Origin of the sequence: Pseudomonas sp. NPDC096925 (assembly GCF_044762545.1) — a bacterium.
In the GTDB taxonomy this organism is placed as follows: domain Bacteria; phylum Pseudomonadota; class Gammaproteobacteria; order Pseudomonadales; family Pseudomonadaceae; genus Aquipseudomonas.
On the sequence record NZ_JBIWEM010000005.1, the window covers coordinates 75,619 to 99,557 of the forward strand.

The 23,939-nt window shown below is 63.5% G+C and carries 20 protein-coding genes; 7 read left to right on the forward strand and 13 right to left on the reverse strand.

Annotated elements, in window-relative coordinates; genetic code table 11:
• Positions 1-274: 274 nt before the first annotated feature.
• The 3 genes from ACIQYU_RS15995 to ACIQYU_RS16005 form a co-directional block, all read right to left on the reverse strand.
• Positions 275-538 (reverse strand): DUF3077 domain-containing protein, encoded by a 264-nt coding sequence (locus tag ACIQYU_RS15995; RefSeq protein ID WP_019473937.1) that lies wholly within the window; start codon positions 536-538, stop codon positions 275-277.
• A gap of 661 nt (positions 539-1,199) precedes the next feature.
• A complete protein-coding gene (locus ACIQYU_RS16000) occupies positions 1,200-1,631 on the reverse strand; it encodes a hypothetical protein (protein WP_207828595.1) in 432 nt (143 codons plus the stop codon).
• Positions 1,628-1,849, reverse strand: coding sequence for a hypothetical protein (locus ACIQYU_RS16005; RefSeq protein ID WP_402800750.1), 222 nt, complete (start codon positions 1,847-1,849; stop codon positions 1,628-1,630). The genes ACIQYU_RS16000 and ACIQYU_RS16005 overlap by 4 nt, the downstream gene beginning before the upstream one ends.
• 237 nt (positions 1,850-2,086) lie before the next feature.
• Here ACIQYU_RS16005 and ACIQYU_RS16010 point away from each other — a divergent pair, with 237 nt between their 5' ends.
• From ACIQYU_RS16010 to yccS, 7 genes are all read left to right on the forward strand, one after another.
• Positions 2,087-3,889: an acyl-CoA dehydrogenase gene (locus ACIQYU_RS16010; RefSeq protein WP_402800753.1), complete on the forward strand. Its 1,803-nt coding sequence runs from the start codon at positions 2,087-2,089 to the stop codon at positions 3,887-3,889.
• A gap of 31 nt (positions 3,890-3,920) precedes the next feature.
• Positions 3,921-5,363 (forward strand): TldD/PmbA family protein, encoded by a 1,443-nt coding sequence (locus ACIQYU_RS16015; protein ID WP_233687326.1) that lies wholly within the window; start codon positions 3,921-3,923, stop codon positions 5,361-5,363.
• On the forward strand, positions 5,363-6,682 hold the full coding sequence (locus ACIQYU_RS16020) for a TldD/PmbA family protein (RefSeq protein WP_402800756.1): 1,320 nt from the start codon (positions 5,363-5,365) through the stop codon (positions 6,680-6,682). The genes ACIQYU_RS16015 and ACIQYU_RS16020 overlap by 1 nt, the downstream gene beginning before the upstream one ends.
• 127 nt (positions 6,683-6,809) lie before the next feature.
• Positions 6,810-8,237, forward strand: a complete 1,428-nt coding sequence (gene mdtD / locus ACIQYU_RS16025) for a multidrug transporter subunit MdtD (protein ID WP_207828585.1) — start codon at positions 6,810-6,812, stop codon at positions 8,235-8,237.
• 112 nt (positions 8,238-8,349) lie between these two features.
• Complete coding sequence (gene dbpA, locus ACIQYU_RS16030; protein WP_233687397.1) at positions 8,350-9,687, forward strand: ATP-dependent RNA helicase DbpA; 1,338 nt, start codon at positions 8,350-8,352, stop codon at positions 9,685-9,687.
• A gap of 122 nt (positions 9,688-9,809) precedes the next feature.
• The gene (locus ACIQYU_RS16035) at positions 9,810-10,991 is read left to right on the forward strand and encodes an NAD(P)/FAD-dependent oxidoreductase (RefSeq protein WP_207828583.1); all 1,182 of its coding nucleotides are present in this window, start codon (positions 9,810-9,812) and stop codon (positions 10,989-10,991) included.
• 83 nt (positions 10,992-11,074) lie between these two features.
• The gene (gene yccS, locus ACIQYU_RS16040; protein ID WP_207828580.1) at positions 11,075-13,258 is read left to right on the forward strand and encodes a YccS family putative transporter; all 2,184 of its coding nucleotides are present in this window, start codon (positions 11,075-11,077) and stop codon (positions 13,256-13,258) included.
• Between the two features lie 131 nt (positions 13,259-13,389).
• On the opposite strand, the gene ACIQYU_RS16045 is transcribed toward yccS, so the two are convergent.
• The 10 genes from ACIQYU_RS16045 to tkt form a co-directional block, all read right to left on the reverse strand.
• Complete coding sequence (locus ACIQYU_RS16045; protein ID WP_207828577.1) at positions 13,390-14,127, reverse strand: ABC transporter substrate-binding protein; 738 nt, start codon at positions 14,125-14,127, stop codon at positions 13,390-13,392.
• A 119-nt stretch (positions 14,128-14,246) separates the two neighbouring features.
• Positions 14,247-14,543, reverse strand: a complete 297-nt coding sequence (locus ACIQYU_RS16050; RefSeq protein WP_016395304.1) for a helix-turn-helix domain-containing protein — start codon at positions 14,541-14,543, stop codon at positions 14,247-14,249.
• Positions 14,544-14,555: 12 nt separating this feature from the next.
• On the reverse strand, positions 14,556-15,056 hold the full coding sequence (locus ACIQYU_RS16055) for a M48 family metallopeptidase (protein WP_207828575.1): 501 nt from the start codon (positions 15,054-15,056) through the stop codon (positions 14,556-14,558).
• Positions 15,057-15,095: 39 nt separating this feature from the next.
• Positions 15,096-17,222 carry a bifunctional diguanylate cyclase/phosphodiesterase gene (locus ACIQYU_RS16060; protein ID WP_207828572.1) on the reverse strand — a complete coding sequence of 709 codons (2,127 nt, stop codon included), beginning with the start codon at positions 17,220-17,222 and terminating at the stop codon, positions 15,096-15,098.
• A 323-nt stretch (positions 17,223-17,545) separates the two neighbouring features.
• Entirely contained in the window at positions 17,546-18,610 is a 1,065-nt protein-coding gene (fba, locus tag ACIQYU_RS16065; RefSeq protein WP_016712383.1) for a class II fructose-bisphosphate aldolase, read from the reverse strand.
• 100 nt (positions 18,611-18,710) lie between these two features.
• A complete protein-coding gene (locus tag ACIQYU_RS16070) occupies positions 18,711-19,040 on the reverse strand; it encodes an MliC family protein (protein WP_063911976.1) in 330 nt (109 codons plus the stop codon).
• 63 nt (positions 19,041-19,103) lie between these two features.
• Positions 19,104-19,355: a hypothetical protein gene (locus tag ACIQYU_RS16075; protein ID WP_025340881.1), complete on the reverse strand. Its 252-nt coding sequence runs from the start codon at positions 19,353-19,355 to the stop codon at positions 19,104-19,106.
• Positions 19,355-20,518, reverse strand: a complete 1,164-nt coding sequence (locus tag ACIQYU_RS16080) for a phosphoglycerate kinase (RefSeq protein ID WP_024087831.1) — start codon at positions 20,516-20,518, stop codon at positions 19,355-19,357. The genes ACIQYU_RS16075 and ACIQYU_RS16080 overlap by 1 nt, the downstream gene beginning before the upstream one ends.
• A 12-nt stretch (positions 20,519-20,530) precedes the next feature.
• Positions 20,531-21,592, reverse strand: a complete 1,062-nt coding sequence (gene epd / locus ACIQYU_RS16085; protein WP_207828569.1) for an erythrose-4-phosphate dehydrogenase — start codon at positions 21,590-21,592, stop codon at positions 20,531-20,533.
• A 180-nt stretch (positions 21,593-21,772) separates the two neighbouring features.
• Positions 21,773-23,770, reverse strand: a complete 1,998-nt coding sequence (gene tkt, locus ACIQYU_RS16090) for a transketolase (RefSeq protein ID WP_207828567.1) — start codon at positions 23,768-23,770, stop codon at positions 21,773-21,775.
• Between the last annotated feature and the right edge of the window lie 169 nt (positions 23,771-23,939).

Consider the following 23,939-nt stretch of genomic DNA (forward strand, 5'->3'; position numbering starts at 1 on the left):
TCCCACATTTGTTGCAACGTGCCAAACCTGTCAGGCCATGGTTGCCTGCTTTGTTGGCCTGACGATATCTCCCCGCTGGCGCGGCTGCCGCCCCACATGTCTTTAGTCATGCGCCAAGGCTGACGACCATGGCCTCACAGGCATGGCCACGTTGCAACAAATGTGGGAGCGGGCTTGCCCCGCGAAGCGCCGCGTGGGCGGCGCTCGATCTCATAGGCGCAGGAATTGTTGTGGCGAACACATGGCGGCCTTCATTCAACCTGAAGCCAAACCCTCACTGCTTCATCCCCAACTCAGCATCATCCATCAGTGCCTTGGCCATCGCACTCAGGTAATGGGCAGCCCAGATCATCATCGGCTTCTCATCCATCAGCCCGGTAATGGTCAATTCACGGACATAACCCATCAACTCCGAAGACTGCTCGCGGGCGTCCCTGCACGGGATGCCAGGCTCGATGCGGAAAAGCGGGTGTGTGCCATTCTCGCCCTGGTAGAAGGTAGTCTTGCCGACGGTGAATTGGGTGTCTTCTGTTGTCATTGTTCAATCCCCTGATAATTCTCGACTGCCTGGGCCGGCCCTTTCGCGGGCACGCCCGCTCCCACAGGTACGGTGTAACTCTTGAAGCCTGTGGAGATCCTGTGGGAGCGGGTTTACCCGCGAAAGGGCCAGCCCAGGCGACGTATCAACGAAGCCGTACAGCAGGCATCGGGCTGCCTTCATGGAAAGGGGGATAGCGAGGTGGATCGGGGACATTCTTCAGCATTGGTATTTTTCTCGGTAAGGGCCACCACCATCTGCTGTCAAACAGGAGGGTGGCAGCTGTGCATGGGTTGACAGACCGGTAGAAAAATCCAAAAAGCCCGGCGCACGCGAGGTGCCCCATACACAGCCGCCATAAAGGCGAGAGCCATGAGAATTTTCTGGACGGCCTGTCAAAGCCGGTCACTGATTCGCCAGCGACCACCCGAGACTAGGGCCCTACCCAGAGCATCGCAATGACTAAAAGGAGGCTGGGAGTATGTTTGGGAAATGGACTACATGGAATAGGCAAAAACCTAAAAAACTGCCGGGGTGCTGACTGAAATGCGGTAGGGCTGGCAGGTCTCACCTCGCCCTTTGCAGCGCGCCTGTGCGACCGAGCGCCGCTCGGTCGCACAGATACAGAAAGAACCGAAGCAAGCCCCTTTAATGCCCTCGCTCATCCGAGCCTTCGCCAGAACCACCAAAGGCTTAGGATTTTAGCCCCTTCAGAAGCTGCGAAAAGGCTCAACCAAACCCACGTACTGGTATCTGGCAATAATAGAAACAAAGAAAACGACGGAACTATAAACAAGACACGAAATGGAAATTGAACGAAAGCCAGATAACGCCCTGATCTTCTCCCCATACAAAGCAATATGCTACTGGCAACAAGGGATACCTGGACAATCAGTCCCATCCACACCATGAACTCAAGCCCTCCCCCCCACTGTTCCATGTTTGCAAGGGCGGAATTGAAATCACTCACAAAGGGGGTCAAACCTCTATTCAGGCTACTGACCACAACGAAAGAAATGTAAAAAGCATCCATACCACCCCAGAACAAACCGACCAAACGCGTTGACCTTATCAAGCCGATGCTCCAGCTCATTTATCTTTTAACTCATTTTCTTCATTTGCGATTTCACTCGCCAGTCTAACCGAGCCATACAAACCGCACTCCTTCAAGAGTTCTGTTACGCCGAATATTTCTTGTACGTAGCCCCTACTTTGCAAATAATCTCTAATTATCCCGGCCGAAAAGAATGGGTCTTCGACCCTACACTGGTCATCCGTTCGACCGTTCGTCCAGCGAGTGAGCTTTTCCATTGCCAATCCTCCATTCAGAACACCGACGTTTACATTCGCTAGATCAAAAAATCTGTAGGACCACTTCTGATAACGCTGTGGGAAATTTCTCTATCTTTCATGGAAAGCAACACCTGTACGGATGCCAGACCGCAGGTCTCATTACACTTTCTCAACCCATATCACCCAAACCTATTAACCTGTCGCCCACCCCACCACCCTCCTACACTCGCAGCATCCCGCCTCAGGACTGCGACCATGCCCGAGACCCTGCTCAGCCCCCGCAACCTCGCCTTCGAACTCTACGAAGTCCTCGACGCCGAAGCCCTGACCCAGCGCCCACGCTTCGCCGAGCACAACCGCGAAACCTTCGATGCGGCGCTATCAACTGCCCGCACCATTGCCGAGAAGTTCTTCGCCCCGCACAACCGCAAGGCCGACGAAAACGAGCCGCGTTACGTCGACGGCCGTGCAGAGCTGATCCCCGAAGTAAAACCCGCCGTCGACGCCTTTCTCGAAGCCGGCTTCCTCAACGCCAACCGTGACTTCGAGGTCGGTGGCATGCAGCTGCCGAGCCTGGTCTCACAGGCCTGCTTCGCCCACTTCCAGGCCGCCAACGCCGGCACCACGGCCTACCCGTTCCTGACCATGGGCGCGGCCAACCTGATCGAGAGTTTTGGCAGCGAAGAACAGAAGCGCCTGTTCCTCCAGCCGATGATCGAAGGCCGCTACTTCGGCACCATGGCCCTGACCGAACCCCACGCCGGCTCGTCACTGGCCGATATCCGCACCCGCGCCGAACCCGCCAGTGACGGCAGCTACCGGCTCAAGGGCAACAAGATCTTCATCTCCGGCGGCGACCACGAGCTGTCGGAAAACATCGTGCACATGGTCCTGGCCAAGCTGCCGGACGCACCGCCCGGGGTGAAGGGCATTTCGCTGTTCATCGTGCCGAAGTACCTGGTCAACCCGGACGGCAGCCGTGGCCCGCGCAACGATGTGCTGCTGGCCGGCTTGTTCCACAAGATGGGCTGGCGCGGCACCACCTCCACCGCGCTGAACTTCGGCGACAACGGCCAGTGCGTCGGCTACCTGGTCGGCCAGCCGCACCAGGGCCTGGCCTGCATGTTCCAGATGATGAACGAAGCACGCATCGGTGTCGGCATGGGCGCGGTGATGCTCGGCTACGCCGGCTACCTGTATTCGCTGGAATACGCCCGCCAGCGCCCGCAGGGCCGGCTGCCGGACAACAAGGACCCGCACAGCCCGGCAGTGCCGATCATCGAACACACCGATGTGAAACGCATGCTGCTGGCACAGAAGGCCTACGTGGAAGGCGCCTTCGACCTGGGCCTGTATGCCGCGCGCCTGTTCGACGACACCCAGACTGCCAGCGACGACAGCGCCCGCAAGCAGGCGCAGGAGCTGCTCGACCTGCTGACCCCGATCGTCAAGTCCTGGCCCTCTGCCTTCTGCCTCAAGGCCAACGAACTGGCGATCCAGATCCTCGGCGGCCACGGCTACACCCGCGAATACCCGGTGGAGCAGTACTACCGCGACAACCGCCTGAACCCGATCCACGAGGGTACCGAGGGCATCCAGTCGCTCGACCTGCTCGGCCGCAAACTGGCGCAGAACAATGGTGCCGGCCTCAAACAGCTGATCCGCCTGATCGCCGCCACCGGCGAGCGCGCCAGCCACCACCCGAACCTCGACTCACTGCGCCAGCCGCTGGAGCAACTGGTCAACCGCCTGCAAGGTGTGACCCTGGCCTTGCTGGGTGACCTGGCCCAGGGCAAAGTCGCCGGTACCCTGGCCAACTCCGCCCTGTACCTCAAGGCCTTCGGCCACTGCGTGATCGGCTGGCGCTGGCTGGAGCAGGCGATTCATGCCGAGCTTGGACTGCTCAAGGGCAACCCTGCCGACCGCGACTTCTACCTCGGCAAGCTACAGGCCGCGCGTTATTTCCTGACCTGGGAAGTACCGGGCTGCCATAATGAGCTGGCATTGCTCGAGGCGCGCGACGATACCTGCCTCGCCATGCAAGACGGGTGGTTCTAGGGGGAGCCACCGTGTACACGGAGGCTTCCGAATGTTCGATTCCAGCGCCCTGCTGCGCCAGCGCTTCGCTGCGCTGCGCAGTACGGCCGAGTTGTTTTCCCTGCGCCATGTGAAACAGTCGCACCAGGCGCTGTCGGTGCGCCGCAATGTCGCCGAACCGCCGCTGTTCAGCCAGGACGAAGGCGCCATGCTCACCGTGCGGGTCAATGGCGTGGAGGCCTACGCGGCCACCGCCGACCTGTCCCAGGCCGGCCTGCAGCGCGCCCTGGAGCAAGCCGAGGCGCTGGCCCGGCAGGTCGCCCGGCACAGCCTGCTGGACCTGCGCGAACAGCCCGTCACCAGCGCCCGCCATGACCACATCTCGCCCAACTTCGACCAGCCCGTACCTACCCTCGCCGATTGCCTCGGCCTGCTCGCGGCCGAATCGGCCAGCGTGCCCAAGGACAGCCGCCTGGTGGACTGGCAGGCCAGCCTGGGCCTGAGCCTGGTCGAGCAGACCTACCTGAACTCGGCCGGCGCCGAGTTGCGCCACGCCCAGCGCTTCCTGTTCCCGGGCCTGGGCGTGACCGCCAGCGACGGCCAGGACAGCCAGAGCCGCAGCCTGGGCCGCGACAACTTCGGCCAGCAGGGCGGCTTCGAGATCATCGAGCGCTGCGGCCTGGTCGGCGCGGCCCGCCGGGTGGCCGACGAAGCGCTACAGCTGCTGCTGGCACCGAACACCCCCAGCGGCCCGCGCGACCTGCTGTTGATGCCGGACCAGATGATGCTGCAGATCCACGAATCCATCGGCCACCCGTTGGAGATGGACCGCATCCTCGGCGACGAGCGCAACTACGCTGGCACCAGCTTCGTCAAAGCCAGCGACTTCGGCCACCTGCAATACGGCTCCAGCCTGCTGAACGTGACCTTCGACCCGACCATCGGCGAAGAGCTGGCCAGCTACAGCCATGACGACGACGGCACCCCGGCCAGCAAGCAGTTCCTGATCCGAAACGGCCTGCTGCTACGCCCGCTGGGTGGCGCGCTGTCGCAGTTCCGCTCCGGCCTGGATGGCGTGGCCAACAGCCGCGCCTGCGGCTGGAACCGTGCGCCGATCGACCGCATGGCCAACCTCAACATCGAGCCGGGCGACCAGAGCCTGGATCAACTGGTGAAGGGCATCGAACACGGCATCCTGATGCGCACCAACCGCTCCTGGTCCATCGACGATGCACGCAACAAGTTCCAGTTCGGCTGCGAGTGGGGTCAGCTGATTGAAAACGGCGAGCTCAAGGGCATCGTCAAGAACCCCAACTACCGCGGTATCTCCGCGCAGTTCTGGCGCAACCTGGCGGCAGTCGGCGACCGCAGTACCTTCCAGGTGCTGGGCACGCCCAACTGCGGCAAGGGCGAACCCAACCAGGTGGTGCGGGTGGGGCATGCCTCGCCGGCCTGCGTGTTCCGCCAGATCGACGTATTCGGAGGAGATGCCTGATGAAACACACTTTCGAAGCCTTGGTCGGGGATGTGCACAAAGCCCTGCAAGCGAGCGAACAGTTCACCCTTGGCTACAGCGCCGAACAGTCGCAATTCGTGCGTTTCAACCACGTCAAGGTGCGCCAGGCTGGCGAAGTGAGCCAGGCCAGTGCGCAGCTACGGCTGATCCGCGATGGCCGTCAGGCAGAGCAACAGCTGACCTTGAGTGGTGACACGCAACTGGATAGCCGGCGCCTGATCGCGGCCCTGGAGCAACTGCGCCAGACCTTGCCACTGCTGGCTGTCGACCCCTACCTGCGCCTGGACGAAAGTGCCTGGCACAGCCAAAGCCAGCAGGCGCAGCCGCTGCCCGAACTGAGCGAAGTACTGGCCCTGCTCGACCGCGAGGCCGGCGACCTCGACTTGGTCGGCATCTATGCCGCCGGCCCCATCTGCCGGGGCTTCGCCAGCTCGTTCGGGGCCTTCGGCTGGCACCAGGCCAACAGCTTCAACTTCGACTGGAGCCTGTTCCACGAAAACGGCGAGGCGGTGAAGGCCAACTACGCCGGACAGGTGTGGAGCGCCGACGACTTCACCGCACGCCTGCGCCAGGCGCGGGAGCAACTGGGCTTCCTTGGCCGCCCGGCAGTCACGCTAAAACCTGGGAGCTACCGCGCCTACCTGGCCCCGGCGGCCATGGACGAAATAGCCGCCATGCTGTGCTGGGGCGGCTTTTCCGCACAGGCCCTGGCCACCGGCAACAGCGCCCTGCAGCGCCTGTACAACGGCGATGCGCGACTGAGCCCGCTGGTAAGTTTCACCGAGCAGGTCAGCGGCTCGCTGAGCCCGGCGTTTTCCGATGAAGGCTCGCCGCGCCTGGATGTGCCGTTGATCCAGCATGGCACGGCCCTGCAGCGTCTGATCAGTGCGCGCAGTGCGGCCGAGTTCGAGTTGCTGGCCAATGGTGCCGACAGCTACGAATCGCCGTGTGCGCTCAGCCTGGCAGCAGGCAGCCTGCCCAGTGACCAGGTCCTGGAGCGGCTCGGCACCGGGCTGTACATCAGCAACCTGTGGTACCTGAACTATTCCGACCTGCCGGCTGCACGCATGACCGGGCTGACCCGCTTCGCCACATTCTGGGTGGAGAACGGGCAGATCCAGGGGCCGGTGAGGACGATGCGCTTCGATGACAGCCTTTACAGCTTGTTGGGTAGCCAGCTGGAAGACCTGACCCAGGAGCGCGAGATGATTCTGTCGACCAGTACTTATGGACAGCGCAGTACCGGGTCGAGTCATTTGCCAGGTGCACTGGTCAAAGGCCTGACTCTGACATTGTGACTGGACTTGCCGGCCCTTTCGCGGCTAAAGCCGCTCCCACAGGAACTCCACTGCCCGTGAATGTAGTGATATCCCTGTGGGAGCGGGTTCACCCGCGAAGAGGCCGGCACTGACAAACGAGGAAGTCATGCCCGAACGCGCTCCGCTGGACCCTGTCACCGCCCGCTGGATCCCTTGGGTGGTGGCCATCGCCTTCTTCATGCAGTCTCTGGACGGCACCATACTCAACACCGCACTGCCGGCCATGGCCCGCTCGCTGGCCGAAGACCCGTTGCGCATGCAGGGCGTGATCATCGCCTACATGCTCACCGTGGCCCTTTTGATCCCCGCCTCGGGCTGGATCGCCGACCGCTTCGGCACCAAGCGCATCTTCTTCAGCGCCATCCTGCTGTTCAGCTTCGGCTCGCTGCTGTGCGCCGCCGCCAACAGCCTCGGCTTCCTGATCTTCGCCCGCGTCGTGCAGGGGCTGGGCGGTGCGCTGATGCTGCCGGTCGGGCGGCTGGTGGTACTGCGTGCCTACCCGCGCACCGAACTGGTGCGCATCATGAGCTTCATCACCATCCCCGGCCTGCTTGGGCCACTGCTGGGCCCAACGGTTGGCGGCTGGCTGGTGGAAATTCTGAGTTGGCACTGGATCTTCCTGCTCAACCTGCCGGTTGGCCTGATCGGCTGCTACGCCGTATGGAAGTTCATCCCCGACCTGCGCGGCGCCGAGCGCACCACGTTCGACGGCCCCGGGTTCCTGCTGTTTGGCGCCGCGATGGTATTGATCACCATCGCCATGGAAGGCCTTGGCGAACTGCACCTGCCGCACCTGCGGGTGATGTTGCTGCTGTTCGCCGGCATGGCCTGCCTGGCGGCCTACTGGCTGCGTGCCGGGCGCGACCCGGAGCCACTGTTCTCGCCCAGCCTGTTCCGCGTGCGCACCTTTGCCATCGGTATCCTCGGCAACCTGTTCGCCCGCCTGGGCAGCGGCGCCCTGCCGTTCCTGGTGCCGTTGCTGCTGCAGGTGGCGCTGGGCTACTCGCCGGCCCAGGCCGGCATGAGCATGATCCCGCTGGCGGCGGCGGCGATGCTGGCCAAGTCCATTGCCCGGCCGCTGATCGAACGGTTCGGCTACCGCATCATCCTCACCGGCAATACCTTGCTGCTGGGCATACTGCTGGCCAGCCTGGGGCTGGTGGACGAGCAGACACCCTATTGGCTGTTGCTGGTGCAACTCGGACTTCTGGGCGCAGTGAACTCCATGCAGTTCACCGCGATGAACACCGTTACGCTCATCGACCTCGACGACGCCAGTGCCAGCAGCGGCAACAGCCTGCTGTCGGTGGTCGCGCAGTTGGCCCTGAGCCTCGGTGTGGCATGTGCGGGTGCCTTGCTCGGCGGCTTCACCGCGGCGGGCAGCGCCGAGGGTGTGGAAACCACCTTGGGCGCGTTCCAGCTGACCTTCGTCACCATCGGCGTGATGGCCATGCTGGCGGCGGCGATCTTCCTGCAACTGGCGCCGACGGACGGAAGGCGTGCCCGTCGTCCGGAACAACACATGGAGTCGTAGGGCGAATGGCCACGAGGCTGGTAGACTGTGCGGCATTTTTCGCTTCGCACCGCAGGCCCGCCTCGTGACCACCGAATCCACCGCCTTTGCCACCTTGCCGCTGTCCACCGCCATGCTGGCCAACCTGGACGCCCTCGGCTATGCCTCGATGACGCCGATCCAGGCCCAGAGCCTGCCGGTCATCCTCAAGGGCCAGGACCTGATCGCCCAGGCCAAGACCGGCAGCGGCAAGACCGCCGCCTTCGGCATCGGCCTGCTCAACCCGATCAACCCGCGCTACTTCGGCTGCCAGGCGCTGGTGCTGTGCCCCACCCGCGAGCTCGCCGACCAGGTGGCCAAGGAGCTGCGCCGCCTGGCCCGCGCCGAGGACAACATCAAGATCCTGACCCTGTGCGGCGGCGTTTCGCTTGGCCCGCAGATCGCTTCGCTGGAGCACGGCGCACACATCATCGTCGGCACCCCGGGGCGCATCCAGCAGCACCTGGACAAGGGCACCCTGGTGCTCGACGGGCTGAACACCCTGGTGCTGGACGAAGCCGACCGCATGCTCGACATGGGCTTCTTCGATGCCATCGCCAGCATCATCGGCAAGACCCCGTCGCGGCGCCAGACCCTGCTGTTCTCGGCCACCTACCCGGCCGGCATCAAGCAACTGGCCGCTGATTTCATGCGCAACCCGCAGCAGGTCAAGGTCGAGAGCCTGCACGCCGACAACCAGATCGAGCAGCGTTTCATCGAGATCGACCCGCAACAACGCCTCGAGGCCGTCACCCGCGTGCTCGGCCATTACCGCCCGCAGTCCTGCGTGGCGTTCTGCTTCACCAAGCAGCAGTGCGAGGATGTGGTCGCCCACCTGACCGCCAAGGGCATCGTAGCCCAGGCCCTGCACGGCGACCTGGAACAACGCGACCGTGACCAGGTGCTGACCATGTTCGCCAACCGCAGCAGCTCGGTGCTGGTAGCTACCGACGTGGCCGCGCGCGGTCTGGACATCGATGGCCTGGACATGGTCATCAACGTCGAACTGGCGCGTGATGCGGAAATCCATGTGCACCGTGTGGGCCGTACTGGCCGTGCCGGCGAGAAAGGTATTGCGGTCAGCCTGGTGGCTCCAGCCGAGGGCCACCGCGCCCAGGCCATCGAAGACCTGCAGAAGAGCCCGCTGCGTTGGGACCAGCTGGACAGCCTGAAGCACAAGGGCGGCGAGCCGCTGCTGCCGCTGATGAGCACCCTGTGCATCGCTGCCGGGCGCAAGGACAAGCTGCGCCCGGGCGATATCCTCGGGGCGCTGACCGGTGATGCCGGGATCCCGGGCAAGCAGGTGGGCAAGATCGCGATCTTCGATTTCCAGGCCTTCGTGGCCGTGGAGCGGCCGCTGGCCAAACAGGCCATGCAGCGCTTGAACAGCGGCAAGATCAAGGGGCGTTCCCTGAAAGTCCGCATTATCTAAAGCCAGCCAAGGTCCCTGGGGGAGCGGGTTTACCCGCGAATGCGATGGTGGGGTCACTGCCGCCTTCGCGGGTGACCCCGCTCCCACAGGGTTCTGTGTTTCTTTCTCATAAGGTTTACACCGTGCACTCCACCGACGTGATCATCCTCGGCGCCGGCGCCGCCGGCCTGATGTGCGCCCAGCTCAGCGCCCGCCGTGGCCGCCGGGTACTGGTGCTCGACCACGCCAACAAACCGGGCAAGAAGATCCTCATGTCCGGCGGCGGCCGCTGCAACTTCACCAACATGTATACCGAGCCAGCCAACTTCCTCTCGCAGAACGCACACTTCTGCAAGTCGGCCCTGGCCCGCTACACCCAGTGGGACTTCATCGAGCTGGTGTGCAAGCACGGCGTGGCCTACCACGAGAAGAAGCTCGGCCAGCTGTTCTGCGACAACAAGGCCAGCGACATCCTCGACATGCTGCTGGCCGAATGCGACGAGGCCGGTGCCGAGATCCGCATGCACACCAGCATCGAACAGATCGAAAAGACCGAAAGCGGCTACCTGCTGCAGACCAGCGGCGGCCAGTTCGCCTGCCAGTCGCTGGTGATCGCCACCGGCGGCCTGTCGATCCCGACCCTGGGCGCCACCGGCTTCGGCTACCAGGTGGCCCGCCAGTTCGGCCACACCTTGCTGCCGACCCGCGCCGGGCTGGTACCCTTCACCATCACCGAGCCCCAGCTCAAGGCACTGTGCACCGAGTTGTCCGGCACCTCGCTGGATTGCACCGCCAGCTGCAACGGCACCAGCTTCCGCGAAAACCTGCTGTTCACCCACCGCGGCCTGAGCGGCCCGGCGATCTTGCAGATTTCGTCGTTCTGGGAAGCCGGTGACACGGTCGAGATCAACCTGCTGCCCGACCGCGATGCACTGACCTGGCTGCAACAGATGCAGGCCGAACGCGCCAACGCCGAGCTGAAGACCGTGCTGGGCGAGGTGTTTACCCGCAAGCTGGCCAACCTGCTGGCCGAGCAGTGGTTCGAGTCCCGGCCCATGAAGCAGTACACCCCGGCGGAACTGGCACAGATCGCCGAGAAGCTGGCGAACTGGCAAGTGGTGCCGGCCGGCACCGAGGGCTACCGTACCGCCGAAGTGACCCTGGGCGGCGTGGACACACGCGAGGTGTCGTCCAAGACCATGGAATCGCTGAAGAGCCCCGGCTTGTACTTCATCGGTGAAGTGCTGGATGTGACCGGCCACCTGGGTGGTTTCAATTTCCAGTGGGCCTGGGCATCGGCCAACGCCGCAGCGCAGTTCGTGTAGAGTAGAATCCATTCAGCAGCACGGAACGCTTCTTGCTGGCCGTGCTGCAATGCATTCATTCGCTCACTGCCTAGCAGGCCATCATGTCATCGAGCTCGTTCCGTCAGTCACTGCGTCGCCTGTGGGGCCAAGACAAGTTCAGCTACAGCATCCGGGTGACCATCGCCCTCACCGGCAGCCTGGCCCTGTGCTGGTACCAGAACGAGATGGCCCTGCTGATTCCACTGTTCCTCGGCATCATCGCCAGCGCCCTGGCCGAAACCGATGACAGCTGGCAGGGCCGCCTCAGCGCCCTGGCCGTTACCCTGGTGTGTTTTGCCATCGCCGCGCTGGCGGTCGAGTTGCTGTTCCCCTACCCCTGGATCTTCGTCATCGCCCTGGCCTTGGCTGCCTTCGGCCTGACCATGCTCGGCGCCCTGGGCGAGCGCTATGGCGCCATCGCTTCGGCGACCTTGATCACTGCGGTGTACACCATGATCGGCGTGGACCAGCGCGGCGGCCAGGTCACCGACTTCTGGCACGAACCGCTGCTGCTGGTGGCGGGTGCGGCCTGGTACGGGCTGCTGTCGGTACTGTGGCAGGCGCTGTTTTCCAACCAGCCGGTGCAGCAGAGCCTGGCCAAGCTGTTCTTCGAGCTGGGCAGCTACCTCAAGCTCAAGGCCAGCCTGTTCGAACCCATCCGCACCCTTGACGTAGAAGCCCGGCGTCTGGAGCTGGCCCAGCAGAACGGCAAGGTGGTGGCAGCGCTGAACGCGGCCAAGGAAATCATCCTGCACCGGGTGGGCAACAGCCAGCCCAACTCCAAGGTCAGCCGCTACCTCAAGCTGTACTTCCTGGCCCAGGACATCCATGAACGGGTCAGTGCTTCGCACTATCCCTACAACGCCCTGACCGAGGCTTTTTTCCACAGCGACGTGATGTTCCGCTGCCAGCGTCTGCTGCGAAAACAAGGCTCGTCCTGCCAGGAGCTGGCCCGCTCGATCCGCCTGCGTCAGCCGTTCGTGCTGGCCAGCGGCTATCCCGAAGCCCTCGAAGACCTCAACGCCTCGCTGGAGCACCTGCGCATCCAGAGCAACCCGGCCTGGCGCGGCCTGTTGCGTTCGCTGCGAGCGCTGGCCGCCAACCTGGCGACGCTGGACCGCCTGCTCAGCGCCGCCAGCAACCCGGACAGCCTGGCCGACGCCAGCGACAGTAGCCTGCTCGACCGCTCACCACGCTCACTGAAGGACGTGTGGACCCGCCTGCGCACTCAGCTGACACCGACCTCGCTGCTGTTCCGCCATGCCCTGCGCCTGCCGCTGGCGCTGTCGATCGGCTATGGCATGGTGCACCTGATCCACCCGACCCAGGGTTACTGGATCATCCTCACCACACTGTTCGTGTGCCAGCCCAACTACGGTGCGACCCGGCGCAAGCTGGTGCAGCGGGTAGTCGGCACCGCCGTCGGCCTGACGGTGGGCTGGGCGTTGTTCGACCTGTTCCCCAGCCCGCTCATCCAGTCGTTGTTCGCCGTGGTCGCCGGGGTGGTGTTCTTCGTCAACCGCACCACCCGCTACACCTTGGCCACGGCTGCGATCACCCTGATGGTGCTGTTCTGCTTCAACCAGATCGGCGATGGCTATGGGCTGTTCCTGCCGCGCCTGTTCGATACCCTGGTCGGCAGCCTGATCGCCATCCTCGCGGTGTTCCTGTTCCTCCCCGACTGGCAGGGGCGGCGGCTGAACAAGGCGCTGGCCAATACCCTGGCCTGCGCCAGCGTATACCTGCGCCAGATCATGCAGCAGTATGCCCATGGCAAGCGCGACGACCTGGCCTACCGCCTGGCCCGGCGCAATGCCCACAACGCCGACGCGGCGCTGTCCACCACCCTGGCCAACATGCTGATGGAGCCGGGGCATTTCCGGAAGGAGGCCGACGTCGGCTTCCGCTTCCTGGTGCTGTCGCACACCTTGCTCAGCTACCTCTCGGGGTTGGGCGCACACCGCGACACGGCTTTGCCGGCGGAGGTGCAGGAGCAGTTGATCGAAGGCGCCGGGCAAAGCCTGGCCCGCAGCCTGGACGAGATTGCCAATGGCCTGGCGGCGCGGCTGCCGGTGGCGATTCACAGTGATGCCGAAGAGGCACTGGCCAATGCCCTGGAGCAGATGCCGGAGGAGCTGGACGAGCATCAGCGGTTGGTGCAGACGCAGTTGGCGTTGATCTGCCGACAGTTGGGGCCGTTGCGGACCTTGGCTGCACACCTGATCAAGGAAGGTGCGCCGGCCTGAGTTGTACTATCGCCTGTGCCGGCCTCTTCGCGGGTAAACCCGCTCCCACAGGTATCTCACAGGACTTGAGGCTTGTGGTGTTCCTGTGGGAGCGGGTTCACCCGCGAAGAGGCCGGCACAGGCTGTAGAAATCAGAAGCCATACTGGCGCAGCAACCGCGCAAAACTGCCATCCGCCTTCATTGCTGCAATCGCCTGCTCGAACCGCTCGACGATCCGCTCATGCTCCGGGTGCTTCAGGCTGACCAGGATATGCAAGGTGTTCTCTCCCAGTGGCGGCTCAACCAGCATCACCCCGTCGCGCACCTCCGGCAGCTCGCGTTGCAAGTTGTAACGGGCCACATACTCGTCCTCCACTGCCAGGTTCACCCGCCCTGCCGCCAGCATGCGTACCGCAGAGGAAAAGTTGCGCACCGGCACCTTGTGCAGGCGGGTGTCGCGGTCGAACTCGGGGGAATAGGCGTAATCCCGCACCACGGCGATGCTATAGGGATACAAGTCCGACAGGCTCTTGTAGCGGAACGCCTCGCCCTTGCGCTGCAGCAAGCGAATGCGGTTAGTCAGGTAGGCCGTGGAAAACTGCCCGATGCGGGCGCGCGAGTCGTTGTACCAGGCGTTGATCAGCACGTCATAGCGCCCTTCACTCACCCCCAGCAACGCCCGCGCCCAAGGCACTTCTTCGAACCCACTGGTGTAGCCGGCCCTGGCCAGCGCCGTGGTGACGATGCTGGTCGCCAGGCCGCCGCCCGGCATGCTGGCATCGGTAAACGGCGGCCAGCTGTCCGCCACCAAACGCAACTTGTCCTGAGCCAGAACAGGTGTTGCCAGCATCAATGCCAGAAATCCCAGAACACAAAGCAGTGGCCGCATGCTCACGTCCTTTCGCAATGGAGGGGCACACACTGCCGATGAGATTACACAAAGCCATTGCCGAGGGCAGCTGCCAATAGTGTCATTTTGCCTCTATTTTGGCCGCGATCGTAGATTGCTCACGGATACCCCAGCACTTCGCGAATCTGCCGCAGGTGCTGGATGATCCACTGCTTGTCGATCGCCCCCCAGTCATGAATGCGGTAATGCCCGGCGTGGTTACGCGCGCCTTCCTGCTGTTCGAACTCGCAGACGATATCCAGGTCGGCCAGCGCCGCAATGGTGTCCTGGGCGGTACGCCGGGGCATACCGGTGGCCTCCATCAGGGCGGGCACGCTGGTCGCGGTCTGGCTGTCGATCAGCCAGGCTACGTACAGGCGGCGGTAGAAGCTGCTCTTGGTCTTGCTCACTTCCATGCTGCGTGGTCCTTAACAGTTGCCCGGCAGCTCCCGATAGGTCAGGTAGACGCGCAGGTCGAATTCCAGTTGGTGATAGTCCGGCTCCATGTGCTGGCAGAGCTGGTAGAACGCCTTGTTGTGCTCGCGCTCGCGCAGGTGTGCCAGTTCGTGCACCACGATCATGCGCAAGAACTGCGGCGCGGCCTCCTTGAACAGCGAGGCAATGCGGATTTCCTTTTTTGCCTTGAGCTTGCCGCCCTGCACCCTTGATACCGCCGTGTTCAGGCCCAGGGCCCGATGGGTCAGGTCGAGACGATTGTCGAACAGTACCTTGTCCAGGTTTGGCGCGCTGCGCAGGTATTGCTGGCGCAAATCCTGGGCATAGCCGTACAACGCCTTGTCGCTCTGCACGTCATGGCGGTCAGGGTAGCGGCGCTGCAGGTACTCGCCCAGGCGGCCGCTGTCGATCATCTGCCGCACTTGCTGCTGAAGGTGCGGGGGGTAGGCTTGCAAGTAACGTAATACGTTCATGGCGCTGCATTCGGTGTAACGAACGCCGATTCTAGCCAATCATGGCCCTGGCCAGGAGAAAATCGCCGGGAAGGCACTGGCATCCGTAGCGGTCATCGGGTGAGCCACCAGGAAGCCCTGCACGTACTCACAGCCATTGGCCTTGAGCCAGGCCGCCTGGGCCGAGGTTTCCACGCCCTCGGCGATCACCGTGATACGGTAGTCGGCGCACAGGCTGATAACGCTGCGCACCAACGCCGCATCCACCGCCGAGTCGGGCAAGCGCGCCACCAGGTGGCGGTCGAGCTTGAGGGTATCGATCGGCAGGTCGCGCAACATGCGCAGCGAACAGTCACCGGCACCAAAATCATCCAGCGCCACCCGCACGCCCAGCTCGCGCAAACGGTGAATCTGTTTTACGGCCGCATCGATGTTGTACATCAGCGAGGTTTCCGCCACTTCCACTTCCAGCTGCGCCGGGTCCAGCTGGTAAAGCTGGATGACCCGATGCAGTTCGTCGACCAGGTTGGGCATGACGAACTGCGCGCGGCTCAGGCTGATACCCAGCACCAGTTCCGCCGGAAAACGCTGGCACCAGGCCTGGCGCTGGGCCGCGCCCTGGCGGTAGATCCAGCTGGCCAGGCGGTTGATCAGGCGCGCCTCTTCCAGCAACGGGATGAACAGCCCCGGCGGTACGTCGCCGACACTGGGATGCTGCCAGCGCAACAAAGCCTCGAAGCCACGCAGGCGGCCATCGTTGAAGCCGACCTGCGGCTGGTAAACCAACGTGAAGTCTTGCTGCTCGACAGCCGTGCGTACGCTGTCTTCAAGCATCAGCCGCGAACGTGCCCGGCCGTTGAGCTCCTGATCGTAGAAGCGATACTGTTGGCGCCCGGCCTGCTTGGCCGCGTACATCGCCGCATCGGCCGCACGCAGCAGGCCTTCGACATTGGCCCCGCAGTCCGGATAGGTGGCGATGCCGATGCTCACCCCAAGGCTCACATCCAGCCCTTCCACCTGGTGGCTGATGGAAATGCGTTCCAGCAACCGCTCGGCATAGCGCCCGGCCTGCTCCGGATAAGGCAGGCCGTCGAACAGCGCGGTGAACTCATCGCCGCCCATGCGCGCCAGCAGCGCTTCACTGCCCAGGCAATCCTTGAGCTGTTCGGCCACCCAGTGCAGCACCCGGTCACCCGCGTCGTGGCCGAGCGAGTCGTTGATGCGCTTGAAGCCATCCAGGTCCATGTACATCAGTGCCTGTGCCTTGTCCGAGCGCTCGTTGCGCAGCAACGCACCTTCGGCGGCCTGGTAGAAGCCGCGGCGGTTGAGCAGGCCGGTGAGCGGGTCGGTGACGGCCTGGTATTCCAGCTGCTGGTGCAGGCTGCGCACCGCCGACATGTCCAGTACGGTGACCACCATGGCCTGCTGGTCGGCCGGCAGCGGCGCGCAGGACAACGCCACCGGCACCAGCTCACCGCCCTGGGTGCGCAGCTGGGCATCGTGCACACGGAAGATGCGCCGCCCCAGATAGGCCTGGTAGAAGTCCGACTCATTCCACAGGCTGGCACTGGTCAGTTGCACCAGGTCAAGCAGATGGGCGCCCTGCAACTGCTGCACCGACGCTGACAACAAACGGGAAATGGCCGGGTTGGCAAAGCTGATGACGCCTTGGGCATCCACCACCAGAATGCCCTCGGCGGCGTTCTCCAGGATTGAGGCATTGAACGCCCTGGCCGCTTCCAGCTCGCGGGTCAGGCGCTGCAGCATGCGGCGGTTGCGCTGCTGGTCGAGCAGGGCCTGGACCTTGGGCTTGAGGATTTGCGGGTCGAACGGTTTGAACATGTAGTCCACCGCGCCGCTGGCGTAGCCTTTGAGCACGGCCGCTTCGGACTGTTCGTTGGCGGTGAGGAAAATGATCGGGGTCAGCCGGGTGCGCTGGCTGCCGCGCATCAGCCGGGCGACTTCGAAGCCGTCCATCTCCGGCATCTGTACATCCAGCAAAACCAGGTCGACATCGTGTTCGAGCAACGCGCTCAGGGCTTCCATTCCTGAGTTTGCCGTCAATACTTGCCAATCCTGACGGGCCAGCAATGCCCGCATGCTGATGAGGTTTTCGGGGTAATCGTCTACCACCAGAAGAACCGAGTTGCCATCCAGTGGCTGAGGGTGAGGGTGAGCGCCATCCATGCTGCTTCTCTATTTTGTGACCGACTTCAAGATACGCTTGGATCCACTTGTACTCTAGACCTGAGCGGGTAACACGCAATGCAATCAGAACGCTATCAATGCCTCAACTGTACGGTAGCCGACTAACGGTCGGTTTGCCGGGAATATGTGCCGCCCTCTTCGCGGGTAAACCCGTTCCCACAGGTTCATCACTGTTTTCCAGGCCAGTGAGTACCCTGTGGGAGCGGGTTTACCCGCGAAGAGGCCGGCACAGGCGGAAGGTTCCATCACCCGAAAATGAAAAAGCCCGCATCGCTGCGGGCTTTTTCATTAATACCGGAAGATCAGTTGACCTTGGCGGCCAGCTCACCTTTCAGGTAGCGCTGGTACATGCCTTCCAGGGAGATCGGCTTGATCTTCGAGGCATTGCCAGCAGTGCCGAAGGCTTCGTAACGGGCGATGCACACGTCACGCATGGCCTTGACGGTTTCACCGAAGAACTTGCGCGGGTCGAACTCGCTCGGGTTCTGCGCCATCAGGCGGCGCATGGCACCGGTGGAAGCCAGGCGCAGGTCGGTGTCGATGTTGACCTTGCGCACGCCGTACTTGATACCTTCGACGATTTCCTCGACCGGTACACCATAGGTTTCCTTGATGTCGCCGCCGTACTGGTTGATGATCGCCAGCCACTCTTGCGGTACCGAGGACGAACCGTGCATCACCAGGTGGGTGTTGGGGATGCGCTTGTGGATTTCCTTGATGCGGTCGATGGCCAGCACGTCACCGGTTGGTGGCTTGGTGAACTTGTAGGCACCGTGGCTGGTACCGATGGCGATCGCCAAGGCATCGACCTGGGTCTTCTTGACGAAGTCGGCGGCTTCTTCCGGGTCGGTCAGCATCTGGCTGTGGTCCAGCACGCCTTCGGCGCCGATACCGTCTTCTTCACCGGCCATGCCGGTTTCCAGCGAACCCAGGCAACCCAGTTCGCCTTCTACCGAAACGCCACAGGCATGTGCCATGGCAACGGTCTGCTGGGTAACGCGGACGTTGTACTCGTAGTCGGTCGGGGTCTTGCCGTCTTCACCCAGCGAGCCGTCCATCATGACCGAGCTGAAGCCCAGCTGAATCGAGCGCTGGCAAACGTCAGGGCTGGTGCCGTGGTCCTGGTGCATGCACACCGGGATATGCGGGAACTCTTCGATGGCAGCCAGGATCAGGTGGCGCAGGAACGGAGCACCGGCGTATTTGCGGGCACCGGCCGAAGCCTGGACGATCACCGGGGAGTCGGTCTTGTCGGCCGCTTCCATGATGGCGCGCATCTGCTCGAGGTTGTTGACGTTGAAAGCTGGTACGCCGTAACCGAACTCGGCGGCGTGGTCCAGCATCTGGCGCATGCTAATGAGTGCCATTGTGTATCTCTCTCCCGACAAGCGTCGTTTGTTTCGTGCAAGCCTGCCGCAGGGGCGGTTGCTGTTCAAGTAGTGTGGGCCACACTCGCGGCCCGGCCAGTCACGGTGCCTTGCAGCCCCGCCCAATCAGATCGTTGGTTGCCACCCAGTACACCAGGCCTTCTTCGCCTTTGGTGTGAAAGGCCAGCATGCCATCGCTGTACAGCGCACCCGATGCCCCCGGCTCGGCCTTGAGCCGGTAGACCTGGTCGCCGCCACCAAGGCGCACATCGACCTGGTCGCGCTGCGCATCGGCGAAACGCCATAGCACTTCAGCCTGGGTGTCGCAGACCCAACGGGTCCAGTCGTCTGCCGGGGCGGGTTGCGCCGGCTGCAGCAGTGAGCATCCTGCCAGTGTCGCCAGGGCCGTCACGGCCAAAAGCGCTTTCATTACATATCCTCTAGATGACCACGCAGCGTCCGCTTGGTTGCCTGGCCCGACGAAATGTCGGGATCAAGGGCAACCCGGCGCCTTGCGCTGGTGGTCTTCGTCGTACTTTTCCAGGCCCTCCGGGCCCACGCGCTTGCTGATGACCGGCACGGTCTCGGCCTGCCACTCGGACTGGTAGCAACCGCCCTTGGGCGGCTGCGCCGGATCGGCATCCGAAGCCGGGCTGCCGGCGCAGGCGCTCAGCAGACCAGCCAGCATCATCACAGGCAATTGCTTGACCATCAGGCCACTCCCTTTGCCAAGCGCCGACGTCATCAGGCCTTGGCCCGCTCTTCCAGGATTGCCACGGCTGGCAGGACCTTGCCCTCGACAAACTCGAGGAAAGCGCCACCACCGGTAGAAATGTAGGAGATATCGGCGCCAACGCCATATTTGTCGATGGCTGCCAGGGTGTCACCGCCGCCGGCGATGGAGAACGCAGCACTGTCGGCGATGGCCTTGGCCAGCACCTTGGTGCCGTTGCCGAACTGGTCGAACTCGAACACGCCAACCGGGCCGTTCCACAGGATGGTCTTCGACGACTTCAGCAGCTCGGCGAAGTTGGCTGCGGTTTGCGGGCCGATGTCCAGGATCATGTCGTCAGCGGCAACGTCGGCAATGGCCTTGACGGTAGCTTCGGCGCTCTCGGCGAACTCCTTGGCAACCACCACGTCGACCGGCAGAGGTACGCTGACCTTGGCGGCGATGGCCTTGGCGGTGTCGACCAGGTCAGGCTCATACAGCGACTTGCCCACCGGGTGGCCGGCTGCAGCCAGGAAGGTGTTGGCGATGCCGCCACCGACGATCAGCTGGTCGCAGACCGAGCTCAGGCTGTTCAGCACGTCCAGCTTGGTGGAGACCTTGGAGCCGGCAACGATGGCCGCCATCGGCTTGGCCGGGGCCTTCAGGGCCTTGCCCAGGGCATCCAGCTCGGCTGCCAGCAGCGGGCCGGCAGCGGCGACCTTGGCAAACTTGGCAACGCCATGGGTCGAACCTTCGGCACGGTGTGCAGTACCGAAAGCGTCCATGACGAACACGTCGCACAGGGCGGCGTATTTCTGCGCCAGTTCGTCGGCGTTCTTCTTCTCGCCCTTGTTGAAGCGCACGTTCTCGAACAGCACCAGGTCACCAGCCTTGACCTCGACACCGTCGAGGTAGTCGGCCACCAGCGGCACGTCGCGGCCCAGGGCCTTGCTCAGGTAGTCAGCGACCGGCTTGAGGCTGTTCTCGGCAGAGAACTCACCCTCGGTCGGGCGACCCAGGTGCGAGCAGACCATTACCGCCGCGCCCTTCTCCAGGGCCAGCTTGATGGTCGGCAGCGCTGCCAGGATACGCGCGTCGCTGGCTACCACACCGTCCTTCACAGGCACGTTGAGGTCTTCGCGGATCAGTACGCGCTTACCTTGCAGGTCGAGGTCGGTCATCTTCAACACGGTCATGAATGCAGTCCTTCAGGGCTGTTTGTTGCGGGTTGGGTGAACGACGTGCAGATAGTGTTCGGCAACGTCGAGCATACGGTTGGCAAACCCCCATTCGTTGTCGAACCAGGCCAGCAGGTTCACCAGGCGGGGGCCGGAAACACGGGTCTGGCTGGCATCGACGATCGCCGAATGCGGGTCATGGTTGAAATCACAGCTGGCATGCGGCAACTCGGTGTAGGCCAGCAAGCCTTTCAGCGGGCCTTCCAGCGCCGCCTCGCGCAGCACCCGGTTGACTTCGGCCGCGCTGGTATCGCGGGCGGTCTGCAGGGTGATGTCCAGGCACGAGACGTTGACGGTCGGTACGCGTACCGCTTTGGCCTGGATTCGCCCGGCAAGTTCCGGAAGCAGGCGCTCGATGCCACGCGCCAGCCCCGTGGACACCGGGATCACCGACTGGAAGGCCGAACGCGTGCGGCGCAGGTCTTCGTGGTGGTAGGCGTCGATCACCGGCTGGTCGTTCATCGCCGAGTGGATGGTGGTGATCTGCACGTATTCGATGCCGAACGCCTGGTCCAGCACACGCAGCAGCGGCACGCCGCAGTTGGTGGTGCACGAGGCATTGGACACCAGGCGCTCGCTGCCCGTCAGGCAGGCCTGGTTGACACCGTAGACCACCGTGGCATCGACGTCGGCCTCGCTGGCCATCGGCTGCGAGAACAGCACCCGCGGCGCGCCGGCATCGAGGAAGCGCTGGCCATCGGCGCGGGTGTGGTAGGCGCCGGAGCACTCCAGCACCAGGTCGATGTCCAGGGCGGCCCAGTCGATGCCTTCGGGGGTGGCACTGCGCATCACCTTCACGCAGTCGCCATTGATATGCAGACAGTCGCCGTCGACCTTCACCTCACCGGGGAAGCGCCCGTGGGTGGAGTCGAAGCGTGTCAGGTATTCCAGGCTGGCCTGGTCGGCCAGGTCGTTCAGCGCAACGATCTCGAAACCGGCCTTTGCCCCCCGCTCGAACAGCGCGCGCAGGACACAGCGGCCGATACGGCCATAACCGTTGAGTGCAACTTTGTAGGGACGCAGGTGGGACATTCGTTGGCTCGCTAACGCATGATGGCTGTTGGGGCCGCGTTGCGGCCCATCGCGGCACAAGGCCGCTCCTACAACGGGCTGCATGCGCAATACCCTGTAGGAGCGGCCTTGTGTCGCGATGGAGGGCGAAGCCCTCCCCCTTGCACGACCTGGAGGGCGTCACTGCCCTCCATATTTACATCAGTCTTCCAGCAGCTCTTCGGCAGTACCGAGGATGTTCTCCACGGTGAAGCCGAACTCTTCGAACAGGGCCGAAGCCGGCGCCGACTCACCATAGGTGGTCATGCCGATGACGCGGCCTTCCAGACCAACGTACTTGTACCAGAAGTCGGCGTGGGCGGCTTCGATGGCGATGCGCGCCCCCACTTCCAGCGGCAGAACCGACTGCTTGTAGGCCGCGTCCTGGGCATCGAACACGCTGGTGCATGGCATGGAAACCACGCGCACCTTGCGGCCTTGCTCGGTCAGCTTGGCGTGCGCCTGCACAGCCAGGCCCACTTCGGAACCGGTAGCGATCAGGATCAGCTCAGGCTCGCCGGCGCAGTCCTTGAGCACGTAGCCGCCGCGGCTGATATCAGCGATCTGCTGGGCGTCGCGGTCCTGGTGCTGCAGGTTCTGGCGCGAGAAGATCAGCGCCGAAGGGCCGTCCTTGCGCTCCAGGGCGTTTTTCCAGGACACGGCGGATTCCACCGCGTCGGCCGGGCGCCAGGTGTCCAGGTTCGGCGTGCTGCGCAGGCTGGTCAGCTGCTCGATCGGCTGGTGAGTCGGGCCGTCTTCGCCCAGGCCGATGGAGTCGTGGGTGTAGACGTGGATCACGCGCTGCTTCATCAGCGCCGACATGCGCACGGCGTTGCGGGCGTATTCCATGAACATCAGGAAGGTTGCGCCGTAAGGTACCAGGCCACCGTGCAGGGCAACGCCGTTCATGATGGCGGTCATGCCGAACTCGCGCACGCCGTAGAACACGTAGTTGCCGCTGGCGTCGTTGGCTTCGACCCCCTTGCAGCCCTTCCACAGGGTCAGGTTGGAACCGGCCAGGTCAGCCGAACCGCCGAGAAACTCCGGCAGCAGCGGGCCGAAGGCGTTCAGGGCGTTCTGGCTGGCCTTGCGGCTGGCAATGGTTTCGCCCTTGGCGGCCACTTCGTTGATGTAGGCCTGGGCCTTGGCGCTGAAGTCGGCCGGCAGCTCGCCGCTGGCACGGCGCTTGAACTCGGCAGCCAGCTCCGGGTAGGCCTTGGCGTAGGCGTCGAAACGCTGGTTCCACTCGGCTTCGGCCTTGGCGCCGGCAGCCTTGGCGTCCCACTCGGCGTAGATCTCGGCCGGGATCTCGAACGGGCCGTGGTTCCAGTTCAGTTCCTTGCGGGCCAGGGCGATTTCGTCGTTGCCCAGCGGTGCGCCGTGGCAGTCTTCCTTGCCCTGCTTGTTCGGCGAGCCGAAACCGATGATGGTCTTGCAGCAGATCAGGGTCGGACGATCGCTCTTGCGGGCGGTCTCGATGGCGGTCTTGATCTCGTCGGCGTCATGGCCGTCGACGTTGCGGATCACCTGCCAGTTGTACGCCTCGAAGCGCGCCGGGGTGTTGTCGGTGAACCAGCCGTGCACTTCGCCGTCGATGGAAATGCCGTTGTCGTCGTAGAAGGCGATCAGCTTGTTCAGGCCCAGGGTGCCAGCCAGCGAGGCAACTTCGTGGGAGATACCTTCCATCATGCAGCCATCGCCGAGGAACACGTAGGTGTTGTGGTCGACGATGGTGTGGCCGTCACGGTTGAACTGGGCCGCCAGCACTTTTTCGGCCAGGGCGAAGCCCACGGCGTTGGCGATACCCTGGCCGAGCGGGCCGGTAGTGGTCTCGACGCCTGGGGTGTAGCCGTATTCCGGGTGGCCCGGGGTGCGGCTGTGCAGCTGGCGGAAGCCTTTGAGGTCATCGATGGTAACGTCGTAGCCGGTCAGGTGCAGCAGCGAGTAGATCAGCATCGAACCGTGGCCGTTGGACAGCACGAAGCGGTCACGGTCGGCGAAATCCGGGTTGCTCGGGTTGTGCTTCAGATAGTCGCGCCAAAGCACTTCGGCGATATCCGCCATGCCCATGGGGGCACCTGGGTGGCCGCTGTTGGCCTTTTGCACGGCATCCATGCTGAGGGCACGAATGGCGTTGGCACGTTCACGACGGCTGGGCATCGCTGATCTCCTGGGGGGCTTGAATAGGTGGTGTCACGAAAAAAGGCGGCCATTTTCGCCCACTGGGGGGGCTTGGGGCAATGACGTATGGTCGCAGTCGGGGGATTTTCCTCTGATTGGCACTCATTTCGGGGCAAAATCTGGAAATCGGTGCCGGCTTCTTCGCGGG